Raw genomic sequence first — 13,927 nt, 5'->3', positions numbered from 1 at the left:
AGGGGGCAGGGTCATTCACGACCCTGCCCCCTTGTTCTATCCCTGCAACTCTCGAACTATATGACGGGTGCCGATAAAGGCTACGCCCACAATCCCGGCAAGTACGAACATCGACACGCTTGCTGCGTTGCAGCGTGCGGCGGCAAGCGACTCCACAACAACCTTTTCGTCGCCGCCTTCGACACCTGATCGAACGGCAAACTCCTCGTACGTGGCGTCGTCGCAGAACGAAATCTCTTCCTGGACCATAACGGCCGCAGAACCCACGGCGTCTCCCTCAAGCGCGCTCAATTCAGCAGAAGCGCCAACCTGCATCGTCACGAGCAGTAAAGACCCCATGATCGCCGTCCCGAGCGCCATGCCTACGTTACGCGCCGTGCCCTGAATGCCGCCCGATTGTTGAGCGGCAACGGGATCGACTACCGAAGCCACCGCATTGTTCGCCTGAGAATTGACAACGCCCAGCCCAGCTCCAACCAACGAAGTGGCGAAGAACAGCAGCGGCGTTACGCCGTGCGGCTCAAACGAAAGTGCCATGCTGCACGCACCCGCGATAATCAAGCCGTACCCAACGCGAATGACCAAGCGAGGGCGAGTTTTCTTCACGAGCTTTGGCACCAGCATGGCGCACAAGAGCATGGGGATGCCCGAAAGCAGCGAGAGCAAGCCCGTCTGAAGCGCGCTGAATCCAGCTACAAGCTGCAGGTACGGCGTCACGATGATTCCCTGAGCCCCCATGCAAAACAACGGCACCCCCACCGCGAGCAATCCTGCGCGGACGCACGGCGCATCCACGAACGCGCGGGGCAGCAATGCGGCCTTTCCCTGGGACTCTCGTCTGCGCTCGAACAGCACCAAGCAAGTAAGCAGGCACAAACCTGTAGCTATCGCAGGCAGCGTAGGGGCAATCCCTCCAATAGTGAAGGGACATTCCGACAACGGCTCGACGAACCCCCACGAAGACACGCGCGCGATGCCGAACAACAAGAAAGCCAAACCGCTAGCTGCCAGCACAATACCGCCCACATCAATGCTCATGGAAGCATCCGGTTTCGAAAGGTTCGGAAGCAAGCGCGTGCAAACAAGCACGATCGCGAAATAAGCCGCGATCACGCCGAACGTTACGCGGAATCCCGCAGTATCAAGCAGAAGACCAAAAGGGATGGGAACCAAAGCGGAAACAGCCGATGCAGCAGCCACGAATCCGAATGCAGTCGCCCGAGCGCGGCCCTCGTACAATGCGGGAATCAAGCCAAGCACCGACGGCGTGATGAAACTTGCGCCCAAACCGACGATCGAGCGCCCTCCCCAAGTGAACACGCCCATATTCGGAGAAAGCGCTACTACAATCTCTCCCAAGATAGCCAGAACCAAGCCGATGCGCAGCGTCTTGCGCCATCCGACAACCACCCCCACCATGCCTCCAGCGATCATGAACGATCCCGCTATAAGGGAGTAAGCGAGGTTTGCCATCTGCACATCGGCAACGGTCGCCCCAAGCGCGCCAACCAGCTGCTGTACGGCAATGCCAAGCGCAGCGTTGTCGCTTGACGTTCCAATTTGAGCAAGAACGATAACCACAAGAGGAGCTACAAGAAACGGCGCTCCTTCGACCCTATCCGCAGCTCGAACACGAGAGTTATTCCCCAATGCCACGTCAGCACCCCCTGCTATCTGCTGGCTGAACACGTCGCTCAACCCATTGTACCCACGCCTTTTCGCGCCTTCTGTAGAAGAATTACCGCATCTTCGGTAAAATTGATGTGTCGGTGCACCCGCACCCTCGCATCAGCCAGACGGACAGAACACCGAAGAAGGACCGCCATGAACGTGCGTCAAAGCATGCTGCTGAATCACCTGCTGTATCTTGATCACTACACGCCCGTTGAAGAGCTGGCGCGCATCATCAGCTGTTCGGAAAAAACCGTGCGCACCGACGCAAAGGTCGTAAACGAGCACCTTGCACACGCCGGATTCGCTTCGCGCATACGCAGCAAGCGCGGCAACGGCATCCGCATGGCCCTCGCACGCGGCGAGCAAAGTCGTCTTGAAGCCATGGTCGCCGACAACGCCATCGAAATGAGACCTCGCCTGGAGCGGTTTTACCGCGGGATTCTCCTTATAACCTGCTCGCCAAAGGCTTTTACCGTAGACTCCCTTGCGCACAGCCTGTTTACGAACAAGCAGCAACTTCAAATGGACATGAAATGGTGGAGCTTCATGCTGAAGTCGTTTCGATTGTCCATCCGCAAGAAAGACAGGCTCAGCATCGAAGGATCCGAGGTTGCGATACGGTTCTTTATAGAGTACTTTTTCTACAAGCTTGACCGACGCATGATGCAAAACCGCATCGAGCCAACGTTCATGGGGCAAGATGCGCGCTTTTTGCAGACCGTAGCCGATGAGGCCGAGCAGGAAATGGGGCTGCAACTTTCGAAGAACTCACGGCAGCAAACGTCGTTCTACCTCAAAGTGATGTGCGCCCGCTTGAGGCTTGGCCACACGCTCAACGAGTCATCCGAGTTCAAAGCAGCCCATCCCCAACTTGCTCGCAAGCTGAAAACCCGGTTCGAGCGGCACCTGGGAATGCCCGTCAACGACCACGAGATAGCGCTGGCATCCAACCTGTTCTCCTGCGGCACCTGGCAATGGAGCAGGCGAAACATTGAAGAGTACGAGCCAGCCCCTCGCACCATCGAGGCGGTAGAGCGCATTGAAAGAACCTTCGAGCAGCGTTTCGGGCAAGCGCCCGACCACGCGCTGCGCCAACGACTGCTCGTACTGACAGACGGCGCCCTTTTAAGGAAATCCTGCAACCTCTCCATTCCCGGACCCATCGAACACGTAGTGAAATACGACAACATGGACGGCTTTCTGCTGCTATCCGAAGCATTGCACGACGCACCTGAATTGCAAGACTTCAATGTCTTTGGGGCCGACTACACCCGCATCATCATGGCATTGCTCGAATACCTTGACCACGTGCATACCGAGCGCGTGTTCCGCGTGGGCCTTGTGGTGAATGCAGGGGTCGAGCAGGCAGCGTACGGCAAATACCGCATCGAGAAGCTTGCATCCAAAATCAGAATCGTAGACGTAATTACGGAAAACGATGTGGAGCAGTCCCCCGCTGAATCGACAGCGCTATCCAGTCGCTTCGACTTCCTTATATCGTTCGAGCCACTGGATAGCACGTTCCCCACGATCACCGTTTCCGAGGCCATCGACGAGCAGGACATCATGCGCATCATGACATCCATCCCCATGCTCAATAACGACCTTGAAACGCAGCTGCACTGTATAGAGGTCGACGCTGTTACGCAAGCAGACGACATGAGGGAGTTGGCCCATGAGGTGCACCGGGAGCTGGCGGATCGGAAAATTCTCGACATGAAGAACGAGCAGTTTGCAAGATTGTTCGAGGCATCGTTCTTTGCTTCGGGGTCTACCCTGGTTCTTCCCTTGTTCAGCTCCAAAGTGCTCTCGACCTGCGCAGTGTTCTTTCCTGTGGACAACTTCAATTTGATCGGTGCGCTTGTAAAGACGGTGGCGGTACTGTTGGTTTCGGAAAACGATCGCAGCGCCGTATCTTCGTTAACCGAGCAGTTCAAGCGAATACTCACCGAACGCCAGGTTTCCCAAGATGCCTTGACGGCATATTTCCCCGCCTAACCTCCCCGCTACGCAGCGAGCCCGCACGGAATCGTGCGGGCTCCAGGAGGTAAAACGGGCTTTGGGGCAAAACCCGTTTTCGGCATTGCGTGCCGCGCGGAACGAAAGATTACGCGCAGCGGTAAACCGACGTGCCTTCTTTGATGGTTTCGAGAACCTTTATGGAACGGATGTCCATCGGATCCACCTTGAGCGGATTCGCATCAAGAATGACCAGGTCGGCAAGCTTTCCCACCTCAAGCGTACCCTTGCGGTCTTCTTCACCGTATTGGTACGCACCGTTTATGGTGATAGCTTTCAGCCCATCGAAAACGTCGATTTTCTGGCTTTCATCCAGTTGGACGCCGGCTTTCGTGATGCGATTGACCGCGCACCAGACGGTTTCCAGCATCTTCGGGGGAACAACGGGCACGTCGGTATGGAACGTGAACGGAAGGCCCGCGTCCAAAGCGTCGCGCACGGCGCTAATGCGACCACCGCGAGCCTGGCCGAAGTTGTTGAGATGAATGTCGCCCCAATACCAAATATGCGATGTGAAGATGCTGGGGATCATCCCTATTTCAGCCATAGCCTGGTATTGATCTTGGCGAATCGTCTGGCAATGGATCATGACCGGGCGCAGCTTATGCTTGTTCGGGTTCGGCGAATCTTCGAGCGCACGCTTGTACTGGGCGATGAGCTGATCGCCTGCAGCATCGCCGTTGCAGTGGCACAGCACTTGGTGATTGGTGTCGATGCCGCTGCGAATAAACGCATACGCCTCGTCATCGCTCATAGTACCGTACGCCACGTAATCAGTGGCTCCGTCTTCGCCCGGTTCGTAAGGTTGGGTCATCCAAGCCGTACGGCCCTGCGGAGATCCGTCCAAAAACATCTTGATACCGCCCAAGCGGAAATGGCCGATATAATCCTGGCTGTCGAAGTCAGCATTGCGCTCAAGCATGCCCTCGACGCCGTGGCCGTCCATAGGGTAGCCCACGATGTCGAGCTTCATCTTTCCCGCACGGGCGAATGCAGCCAGCATATCCGCGAAATCCGGCTGCGTGGCACCGTCTTGCGCAGTGGTTACGCCGTTCTCAAGATAGTAATCCTGCATCTCATCAAACATCGCCGGGACGTCCAAGTTCATGCGGGGCTGGCACATGGCGTAGAAGTTGAACAGCGTGGCAGGCTCCTCAGCGTAGCCGTTCGGCTCCATGCTGCCCTCGACGCGTCCGTACAGACCCCCTTCGGGATCAGGCGTTTCAGCCGTGACGCCTACCAGTTCGAGCGATCGGGAGTTCGCGACCCCCATGTGACCCGACGCGTGGACGATGAAAATAGGGATCTCGCGAGACGCCCGATCAAGCACGTCCTTCGTCGGATGCTGGCCTTCGACCAGGAAGTTCTGGTCATACCCCGTGCCCATCACCACGCCGTCGGCCGTAATGCCGCGCTTCTCGATAAAGGCGGTCAGCGCGTTCACGATGTCGTCGAACGACGTGCATTCCGATAAGCTTGCCGTGGAGATGTACTGCGTGGTGCCCGTCAAATGGCTATGGGGGTCAATGAATCCCGGGAGCACGGTCTTTCCCTCAAGATCGATTTCCCGAGCATCGCCCGCGCGATTGCGCGCCTCATCTAGGGCGCCTGCAAACGCGATGGTGCCGTCGTCCTCGACCAGCAGCGCCTCGAACGTGGCGTTCGCATCGGTCATGGGAACGAAATCTCCGTTGCAATACAGCGTCTTCATAACGCATGCCCTCCTTACTTCCGTGTATTCCCTGTTTATCGAGCGGTCTCAAGCTCATCGGCCACAAGAGCCGCGGGCCGAGCGGATGTCTCCGCTTCCTCTTCCTTGCGAAGGACCGTGATGAACGGCGTTGTCAGCAAGCCCGCAGCCATGATGATGGCAGCCACGATGAAGGCGGTCTTGGTGGAGTCCACGCGCGCCGTCGCGTTGATGGCAGCCAGGCTCTCGCGCTCCGCATCGCTCATCTCGATGTCGTCGATAGTAGCCAGGAAGCTCTCGTCGCTCATGAGCGTGATGGAACGCTGGGACACAGCCTGGCGAACCTCCGGCGTGATGGCGGGATCGGCCTTCATGGCGGAGTCGATGTTGGACGTAATGCCGAACAGCAGCACGGCGCCCAGCGCAGCAACGCCGATGGCCTGGCCCACGTTGCGCATCGTGGTCTGAATGCCGCCCGACTGCGCTGCGTCGCGGTCATTGAGAGCCAGCGCGACCACGTTGTTCGTATGGGAGCTGGAAATGCCGGCGCCAACGCCCACCAGGAAGAATCCAACGTACATACCAAAACCGACGCCCGCCTCGGAAATCGAGAAGCACATGAGAACAAGCGAGCCAGCCATGACGATGTAGCCAAGCTGCAGCACGCGGCGCGGATTGGCGTTCGGGAACAGCTTCGGAATACCGAGCGAGAGCAGGAAGGTGGGAATGCCCACCATAAGGGACATGGCGCCCATGGTGACAGGAGACCAGCCGGCGACCAGCATCAGATACGGCGCCAGAAGGATGGACTGGATGCCCATGAAGAAGAAGGTCAGAGCCGAAGCGACCAAACCGGCAAGCACCTGCGGCGTCTTGAGGAACACCTGCGGAAGCAGCGCGCTGCCGTTCTTCTTCTCGATGCGCTTCTCCACGAACACGAGTGCGACCAGCATCAACAGGCCAAGCAGCGTCATCGGCAGAGCCGGGGACATGCCGAAAATGGTGAACGGAGCAGCCTCGAAAGGCTCGAACAGGCCCCAAACCGAAATACGGGAAAGGCCAACGAGGAACAGGAACAGGCCGCCTGCAGCAATGCCGGTGCCCACGCCGTCGAACTTCGCGCGCTCGCCGCCTTCCTCGATGGCAGGGAGCTTGAAGGAAAGCAGAAACACGACCAGGAAGTAGCAGCCCAGCACCACATACGTAATGCGAAAGCCTGCCATCTCCATGAGCACGCCCAAAAGCAAGGGCAGCACGGCGGCCAAACCGGAAGCGGCGCCGATGCAGCCGTACGCCTGCACGCGGTTTTTACCCTGGTAGATCTTTGGAATCAAGCCGAGCACCGACGGAATCATGAAGCTGGCGCCGAAGCCCACGAGCACGCGGCCTCCCCAGATGAACACGAGCATGTTCGGAGAGAACGCCATGAGGATTTCTCCGGCCGCGCAGAGCAACGCGCCCATGCGGAAGTTGCGCTTCCAGCCGATAACGGTTCCCAGCAGGCCGCCGGCGATCATCAGCGCACCGGCCATGAGAGAATAGACCATGTTGGCCAGCTGAATATCGGGAACCGTCGCGCCCAGCTGGTTAACTAGTTCCGTGTTCGCCAGGCTGAGAGCGCTGTTCTCTCCCGACGTGCCCATTTGGGCCATGATGAGAATAATGATGGGAAGGACCAGGAATTTCGAGGCCCCGTCTTTCGCCTGAGCCGCCGAAGCGGCCGGTTTCGCTGCCATGTGCATACCCCCTTGTATAGTGACAGTTCGTTCAACACCATGCATTGTAGGAACGAATAAGGGGGAGATGACAGAGAACAATTACCGTTTCAACGGTAATTGTTCTCTGTCATTACAAGCAGGAAGCACGAAGATGCGCAAAGGAACAAGGGCATCTTCGTGCATCGCTTCGCTACAAGCTGAACTCCAACGCTTCCAGCACATACTTCGGCACCATGAAGCGCACGGTCTTTTCCGGGTCGACCATTTGGCAGACCTGCACGTCAGCGACCAGGGACAACAGCATCACCAACTCGTCCTGGGGCGTGCCCGTGCGGTCGTGCAGCAAATCCACCATCTCGTGCACCGCGCGATCCGCGGCGGCGTCAAGCGACTCGGCGGATGCGATGATCCCCAGATGCGTTTCGTTCTCGATGATGGGGTCCGTCACGTGCAGATCGGGCAGCGCCGTAAGCGTGACCGTAGCGTAGCCGGCCACTTCCGCGCCCGAAACGCTGATCTCGCCATCGCCCATGGCGGCGTGCATGTCGCCGCAGCCGAACAGCGCGCCCTCCACCGCCACCGGGAAGTACAGCGTGGCTCCCGTGGTAATGGCGGTGTTGTCCATGTTGCCGCCATGGCTCCCCGGCGTTCCGCAGTTCACCGGGTCGCCCGCCGGAGCAACGCCGATAACGCCGATCATGGGATTCAGCGGAATGGACAGCTTGTCGTTCCACACCAGCTCGTCGTTCTTGATGGCGCACAGGCGCGTGCTCCACGCATCGAACCGATCGCCGCACACGCCTTCGTCCTTGCCCGTGCACGAAGCGGTCTGGTCGTCCAGCTCGATGTTCTCGATAACCACCTTGAGCGCACCGCCCGGACGAGCGCCTTTCACGAAAACAGGGCCGGTAGCCGGATTGATGGCGTCCCAATCGATTTCGTCAAGCGCGTCCTCGGACGTCCGAACTTGATTGCCGAAGCAATCCTTCGTGCGAATACGCACCGTCTCGCCCGATTCCACGGTAAGCGCCGGCTCCAAATCGCGCGCAAACGCGAACAGAACACGCTCGTCTCCCAGTTGCTGCATGGGTTTTCCTTTCCTCGCAGGTTTTCGGCTCGATTATAGTACGAAGCCTGCCCAACAGTACGATAAGCAGGTTATTCTTCCGCCCAATCGTCTTCGTCGTAGTACACGGGGTCGGGCACGAACACGCACGCCGCAAGCGCCAACGCAATGGATATCGCGGTGAATCCCAGATTCCCGAGAGAGGGCATCCACGTAACCTGACCCGATGCAACCCATGCCGCAACAACGACGCCTCCAAGCAGAAGCGCACCGGCCACGCACGTGCCCAGAACCGCAAACGCGCGCGTCGGCCGCAAGCGAATCGCAGCCAGCGCACCGGCCGACGCGATCCAACTACCGGCAACGCACCAAAGCGGAGGCTGCACGAGCAGCGCGCCCATGGTGCCCGCCAGGTCGCTGCGCGCGCCCACGTTCCAGTTCGCAAGCACGTCCCAGCTCAGAAGGTTATGGGACCCGCAGGCGGCCAGCATGACGGCGACCAGCACCGAGAACGCAGCTGTCCCCATAGCCCGCACGGGAGCCAGGCTCAGTCCGGCCGCCAACGGCGCAAGCTGCCCCAAGCCGAACGCGCCTGCAAGCGGCACCGCCAAAGCAGCGTTCGCTTCGGCGTCCCCCTCGCGCCCAACGAAGTACCACCACGTGGCCGCAGCCGCCAGCAGCACGCACCCTGCCGCCGGAACGCCTTGCACGATGAACATGGCAGCCAGCGCGAAATACCCGAGCAGCGCGCCCAGGTGCGGCCGCAACGCACCCGCAAGCACGATGAGCGCGAAGATCCCCCAGAACAGCGGATTCGCGAAACCGCTTGTCTGCGGCATGTTCCAAAGCGCCACGAACGCCAGCAGCGCGCTGCCCGCACCGCCCACCGCATGGGTCGCAATCGCACGATGCAGCGGCGTGAAGCGCTCGCGCAAAGGCACGCGCGGAAGGCAAGGCTCGTCCTCGACAGGTTCTTCATCCTGCTCATCGGCATACCCGACAATAGCTGCAAGCTCGCGAACGCCGCGCTTTGAATCGCCCAGGAACGGCTCAAGCTCCTCTGCGAAATCGGAAATCGTTGCGTAGCGTTCTTCGCGATCGGGGTCGAGCGCGTAAAACACCACGTCGTCAATTGCGGGGTCAAGCCCTTCCCAACACAACGACGGCAACACGAGCTCCGCATCCTCGATTGCAAGCTCGGCACGCTTCAAATCGGACGCAAGGAACGGATTTTCTCCCGTGAGCATTTCGTACGCGACCGAAGCCAACGCCCATTCGTCGCAGCGCACGTCCAGGTTTTCCTGCCGCATTTGCTCAAGCGGCATGTAGCCGATGGTGCCGCCTCCAGCCGCGCCGAAACCCGAAGCATCCGCTAGCGTCGCCAGACCGAAATCGGTCACTTTCACCTGACCTTGATGGTTGATCAGGATATTGTCGGGCTTGATGTCCAGGTGAAGCACCTGGTTGCTGTGCGCCACCTCAAGCGCATGCGACACCGCCGAGAATACCGCCGCCACAATATCGAGGGTCAAACGGTCGCCATGTCGGCGAAGCAGTTCGCTCAACGACATGCCTTCGACGTATTCCATGATGAGGTACGCCGTAGCGTCCTGCACCTCGAAATCGTACACCGCCACAATGCTCGCATCGGTAAGCATGGCCGCCGTGCGCGCTTCGTCCAAGCCCGGAATATGCGCAAGAGAACGCACGAGCGGGGCATCTTCCAACAGATCAACCGAAGCGCCAATCTGGGAAAACAGCGCCTCGTCTTCGTCGTCGGAAAACAGAGGATCGTCGTAAGCCGCATCGCGCGAAGCATTCGGCAACGGCGCTGCATTCGCCCCCGGAAGAGCAGCGCGGGCGGCATCCACGTCATCTAGTTCGATGCACTTGATGGCGACGCGGCGCTGGATGCGCGTATCCCACGCCACCTGCACGGTGCCGAAACCACCCGCCCCCGCTTCCGCGATCGGCCGGTATCGATTCAATATGAGTTGCTGGTTGCGCGCCATGGGGGACATTATAGAGCAGATGCGTCCAAAGGGCGCTCAGATGCCGGGGTCACCACGGCACCGCGATGGCAATAACGGCAGAGCGCGGAGGGCGGGCGGTGTGCAAGCGCGGGACGCGGTAGGCGCGGGGCGTGCGAGCTCGGCGGGCGCGAACGCGCCGAGCGAGAGGTGGCTAGAACGCAGCCTCCAAGGGGTCGCTCACCGTAACGTTTTCCTGTCCGCGCTCCAGTTCCGTCAGCTTTTTCAGCAGCGGGTCCTGCGTGCCGTCGAGCATGCGCAGTTGCAGGGTAACGGCATCGTCGTACACCGTATCGAGCACCTTCGCGCCGCAGTCCGTCGCGATGCGCATCAACTGGTCGTACTTTGCATACGCCGTGCGAATGCGAATGTCCACGCAGCGCGAAACCACCACGAGCTGCGCCGCCTCGACGCCCGCCTGCGTCGCCTGCGTGTAAGCGCGCACCAGGCCGCCCGTTCCCAGCAGCACGCCGCCGAAGTAGCGCGTGACCACCACGATGACGTCGGTAAGACCTGCGTGCTGAACAACCTCGAGGGTGGGAAGGCCGGCCGTCTTCTGCGGCTCGCCATCGTCGGAGTACCGCACGCGGCCCGAAGAGCCTGCGCCGCCTTCGCGCAGCACGTACGCGTACACGTTATGGCGCGCCATGCGGTTCGCCGCGCGGATCTCCTCGAGGAAGGCGAGCGCCTCCTCCTCGGTTTCCACGTGGGCCAAGCTGGCGATGAACCGGCTTTTCTTCTCTTCGATCTCGGCGGTTGCCCGCCCCTCTATGGTGGTGTAGGAAGTCATGGGAAAAGTGTAGCACGGATGGGCGAATCTGCGAGAACTCGCCGAGGGCATCGCGTGAGAACACCGCGATGAAAGCTCCGAACCCGAAGGCAGCAAAGCACCTTCGACATGAATCCCGCCCTTGTCGCACGCAACCGCCCCGTAAAAAACGCCGGTCCGCACACGAGCGCGGGCCGGCATCAAATTACGAAGGATAAAACTCGATTGTTAGTCCTCTTCGGGAACCATGTCGCTCACCGACGCGTTCGTGATCAGAATCAGGGACGCAACGGAAGCCGCAGCCTGCAACGCCGTGCACGTCACCTTGGCGGGATCGGCAATGCCGCGAGAAATCATGTCGCCGTATTCGCCGGTCATGCAATCCAAGCCATGGCCCTGCGGCAGCTCCTTGACCGTCTCGACCGCAACGTCGCCGCGGTAGCCCGCGTTCTCGGCAAGCGCGCGCAGCGGCTCTTCGAGCGCCTTGCGCAGGATGTCCACGCCCAGCTGCTCCTCGGGGTCGTCGCACTTCAGATCGTCCAGCGCAGCGGCAGCCTGCAGCAACGCCACGCCGCCGCCAGCGACCAAGCCCTGCTCGGCAGCGGAACGCGTCGCCAGCAAAGCGTCCTGAATGCGGCTGCGGATCTCGTTCATCTCGGACTCGGTAGCCGCGCCCACTTCCATCACCGCGATGCCGCTGGACAGCTTCGCCAGGCGCTCGCGCAGCACGTCGCGATCGTAGTCGATCTGCGTGCGCTCGATCTCGGCGCGCAGCTGGGCACAGCGCTGCTCGACGTCCTCGGGCTTGCCCTTGCCGCCCAGAATGGTCGTACGGTCCTTGGTGATCTGCACGCTTGCAGCGCGACCGAGCATGCTCTTGCGCGCATCGGAAAGCGACAGGCCGCGATCGGGAGTAATGACCTCGCCGCCGGTAAGAATGGCCAGGTCCTCAAGCTCCGCCTTGCGACGGTCGCCCAAAGCGGGCGCCTTTACCGCAACGCTGATCAGCGTGCCGCGGCGGCGGTTCATGAGCAGCGCGTTCAGCGCCTCGCCACGCACGTCCTCGGCGGCGATCAGCAGCGGGTGGCCGGACTGCATGACCTCCTCCAGCACGGGCACGATGTCGGCGAAATTGTCGCCCAGGCGCTGATCGGTCAGAAGGATGTAGGGCTCTTTCAGCTCGCCTTCCAAACGGCCCTGATCATCGGCCATGTAGGGGGAGATAAAGCCGTTGTCGAACATCATGCCCTTGAGGATCTTCACCTCGATGCCGAAGTTCTGGGACTTCTCCACAGAGATGATGCCGTCTTTGCCGATAGCGTCCATGGCCTCGGCGATCTTTTCGCCGATGACCCGATCTCCTGCGGAAACCGTTGCGATCTCGGCTATCTGCTCACGCGTGGAAACCTCGACGGCGTCCTTGAGCACCTCCTGCGCCACCGCGTCTGCGGCGCGCTGGATGCCGCGGCGCAACGCCAGCGGATCGGAACCCGAGATAACGCAGCGCACGCCTTCGCTCACAATGGCGTCGGACAGGATGGTTGCCGTCGTGGTGCCGTCGCCCGCATCGTTGTTGGCCGCCACAGCAGCCTCGCGCACGATCTTCATGCCCATGTTCTCGATGGGATCCTCAAGGTCGACGTTGGCCGCCACGGTTGCGCCATCGTTGGAAACGTTCGGCTTCTCGTGCTCCTTCTGCATGGCAACGTAGCGGCCCTTGGGGCCGATCGTCACCCTTACGGCGCCAGCCAGCTTGTTCACGCCAGCGGCCATTTTCGCACGGGTTTCGTTGTCGAAAGCAATGTCTTTGGACATAGTTCGGTTCCCTTCTCATCGGTGTGCGGCGCTTCGCCATCACCGCGCGCACGATAGGCGTCCCGCGCCCTCAAGCGGTTCAACATCGCCGTTTCAGGCGTGCGGGAGCTTGTTAAAGTCACTGTCGAAAAAGTTAGCACTCTTTTGCTTCGAGTGCTAGTCTTTCGGCCCTTTTTCCTCGTGACCAATGCAAAGTGACACCCAGAAATACCCTTCTGCCTAATGCGCCCGAAACCGCGATGTTCTACAATCGAAAGTTGCACGGCTCTTGGACAGCGATGCGCCGCATACGTTGCCCAACGTCGCACCGCACAAACCGCACATTGCAAAGGAGCACGAGCCCATGGCCGTCATCGACGCCCACGCCCACATCTACCCGGATAAAATCGCCTCGCGCGCCGTCGACGCCATCGGGGACTTCTACGTCATCGACATGTACGGCAAAGGCACGGTGGAGCACCTGCTGGCCTCGAAGGAGCGTGCGCCCATCACACACTTCATTGTGCATTCGGTGGCCACCACGCCGGGCAGCGTGGAAACCATCAACAATTTCATCGCCGAGCAATGCCGGCTGCATCCTGAGTTCATCGGTTTCATGACCATGCATCAAGATTACCCGGATCCCGAAAAGGAAATCGAGCGGGCCATCGGCCTGGGTCTGCACGGCATGAAGCTGCACCCCGACACGCAGCATGTGAATATGGACGACCCGCGCCTTATGAACGTGTACGAAATCATAGAAGGCCGCATGCCTATCGTGCTGCATACCGGCGACTACCGATACGACTATTCGCATCCACAGCGGTTGTTGAACGTCCTGAAGACGTTCCCCGACCTTGTGGTGGATGCCGCGCATTTCGGCTGCTGGTCGCGCTACGACGTAGGCTACGACATCCTGCACAACGAGAACCTGTTCGTAGACGCGTCCAGTTCGCAGTTCTTCCTGGGACAACGCCGCACCGTGGAGTTGGCGCGCATGTGGGGCACCGACCGTATCATGTTCGGGTCGGACTTCCCCATGTGGGATCCTGCCGCCGAATACGACCAGTTCGTTACCGCAGGCTTCAGCGAAGACGAACTGGAGAACATGCTCTGGCACAACGCCGAGCGGTTCGCCGGCGTGAAGGTGGGGTAGCCGAGAGACCG

The 13,927-nt window shown here is 60.2% G+C and carries 9 protein-coding genes; 2 read left to right on the top strand and 7 right to left on the bottom strand.

The genetic code is table 11. The features are described from left to right. Nucleotides 1–36: 36 nt before the first annotated feature. Nucleotides 37–1,656, bottom strand: coding sequence for an MFS transporter (locus tag LQE90_RS03805; protein WP_216529833.1), 1,620 nt, complete (start codon nucleotides 1,654–1,656; stop codon nucleotides 37–39). 168 nt (nucleotides 1,657–1,824) lie between these two features. Between LQE90_RS03805 and LQE90_RS03800 the strand changes: the two genes are divergently transcribed. Further along, nucleotides 1,825–3,672 carry a BglG family transcription antiterminator gene (locus tag LQE90_RS03800; protein WP_216529834.1) on the top strand — a complete coding sequence of 616 codons (1,848 nt, stop codon included), beginning with the start codon at nucleotides 1,825–1,827 and terminating at the stop codon, nucleotides 3,670–3,672. A 109-nt stretch (nucleotides 3,673–3,781) separates the two neighbouring features. Here the strand turns inward: LQE90_RS03800 and LQE90_RS03795 are convergent, their stop codons facing one another. From LQE90_RS03795 to groL, 6 genes are all read right to left on the bottom strand, one after another. Next, nucleotides 3,782–5,404 carry an amidohydrolase gene (locus LQE90_RS03795; RefSeq protein ID WP_114566421.1) on the bottom strand — a complete coding sequence of 541 codons (1,623 nt, stop codon included), beginning with the start codon at nucleotides 5,402–5,404 and terminating at the stop codon, nucleotides 3,782–3,784. A 35-nt stretch (nucleotides 5,405–5,439) separates the two neighbouring features. Further along, nucleotides 5,440–7,119, bottom strand: a complete 1,680-nt coding sequence (locus LQE90_RS03790) for an MFS transporter (protein ID WP_216529835.1) — start codon at nucleotides 7,117–7,119, stop codon at nucleotides 5,440–5,442. 172 nt (nucleotides 7,120–7,291) lie between these two features. Continuing rightward, entirely contained in the window at nucleotides 7,292–8,188 is an 897-nt protein-coding gene (locus LQE90_RS03785; protein WP_216529836.1) for an acetamidase/formamidase family protein, read from the bottom strand. Nucleotides 8,189–8,259: 71 nt separating this feature from the next. Further along, nucleotides 8,260–10,179: a serine/threonine-protein kinase gene (locus LQE90_RS03780; RefSeq protein ID WP_231088188.1), complete on the bottom strand. Its 1,920-nt coding sequence runs from the start codon at nucleotides 10,177–10,179 to the stop codon at nucleotides 8,260–8,262. A 172-nt stretch (nucleotides 10,180–10,351) separates the two neighbouring features. Further along, on the bottom strand, nucleotides 10,352–10,987 hold the full coding sequence (locus tag LQE90_RS03775) for an IMPACT family protein (RefSeq protein WP_216529838.1): 636 nt from the start codon (nucleotides 10,985–10,987) through the stop codon (nucleotides 10,352–10,354). A 207-nt stretch (nucleotides 10,988–11,194) separates the two neighbouring features. Continuing rightward, on the bottom strand, nucleotides 11,195–12,781 hold the full coding sequence (gene groL, locus LQE90_RS03770; protein WP_216529839.1) for a chaperonin GroEL: 1,587 nt from the start codon (nucleotides 12,779–12,781) through the stop codon (nucleotides 11,195–11,197). 343 nt (nucleotides 12,782–13,124) lie between these two features. Here groL and LQE90_RS03765 point away from each other — a divergent pair, with 343 nt between their 5' ends. Next, nucleotides 13,125–13,916 carry an amidohydrolase family protein gene (locus tag LQE90_RS03765; RefSeq protein WP_216529840.1) on the top strand — a complete coding sequence of 264 codons (792 nt, stop codon included), beginning with the start codon at nucleotides 13,125–13,127 and terminating at the stop codon, nucleotides 13,914–13,916. Nucleotides 13,917–13,927: the final 11 nt, after the last annotated feature.

It is taken from the genome of Paraeggerthella hominis (assembly GCF_021044775.1).
Lineage (GTDB): Bacteria > Actinomycetota > Coriobacteriia > Coriobacteriales > Eggerthellaceae > Paraeggerthella > Paraeggerthella hominis.
This window is presented reverse-complemented; position numbering and strand designations above follow the sequence as displayed.

Coding starts and splice junctions, on each gene's coding strand:
- LQE90_RS03800 (WP_216529834.1), top strand. CDS start 1,825: ATGAACGTGCGTCAAAGCATGCTGCTGAATCACCTGCTGTATCTTGAT.
- LQE90_RS03795 (WP_114566421.1), bottom strand. CDS start 5,404: ATGAAGACGCTGTATTGCAACGGAGATTTCGTTCCCATGACCGATGCG.
- LQE90_RS03790 (WP_216529835.1), bottom strand. CDS start 7,119: ATGGCAGCGAAACCGGCCGCTTCGGCGGCTCAGGCGAAAGACGGGGCC.
- LQE90_RS03785 (WP_216529836.1), bottom strand. CDS start 8,188: ATGCAGCAACTGGGAGACGAGCGTGTTCTGTTCGCGTTTGCGCGCGAT.
- LQE90_RS03780 (WP_231088188.1), bottom strand. CDS start 10,179: ATGGCGCGCAACCAGCAACTCATATTGAATCGATACCGGCCGATCGCG.
- LQE90_RS03775 (WP_216529838.1), bottom strand. CDS start 10,987: ATGACTTCCTACACCACCATAGAGGGGCGGGCAACCGCCGAGATCGAA.
- groL (WP_216529839.1), bottom strand. CDS start 12,781: ATGTCCAAAGACATTGCTTTCGACAACGAAACCCGTGCGAAAATGGCC.
- LQE90_RS03765 (WP_216529840.1), top strand. CDS start 13,125: ATGGCCGTCATCGACGCCCACGCCCACATCTACCCGGATAAAATCGCC.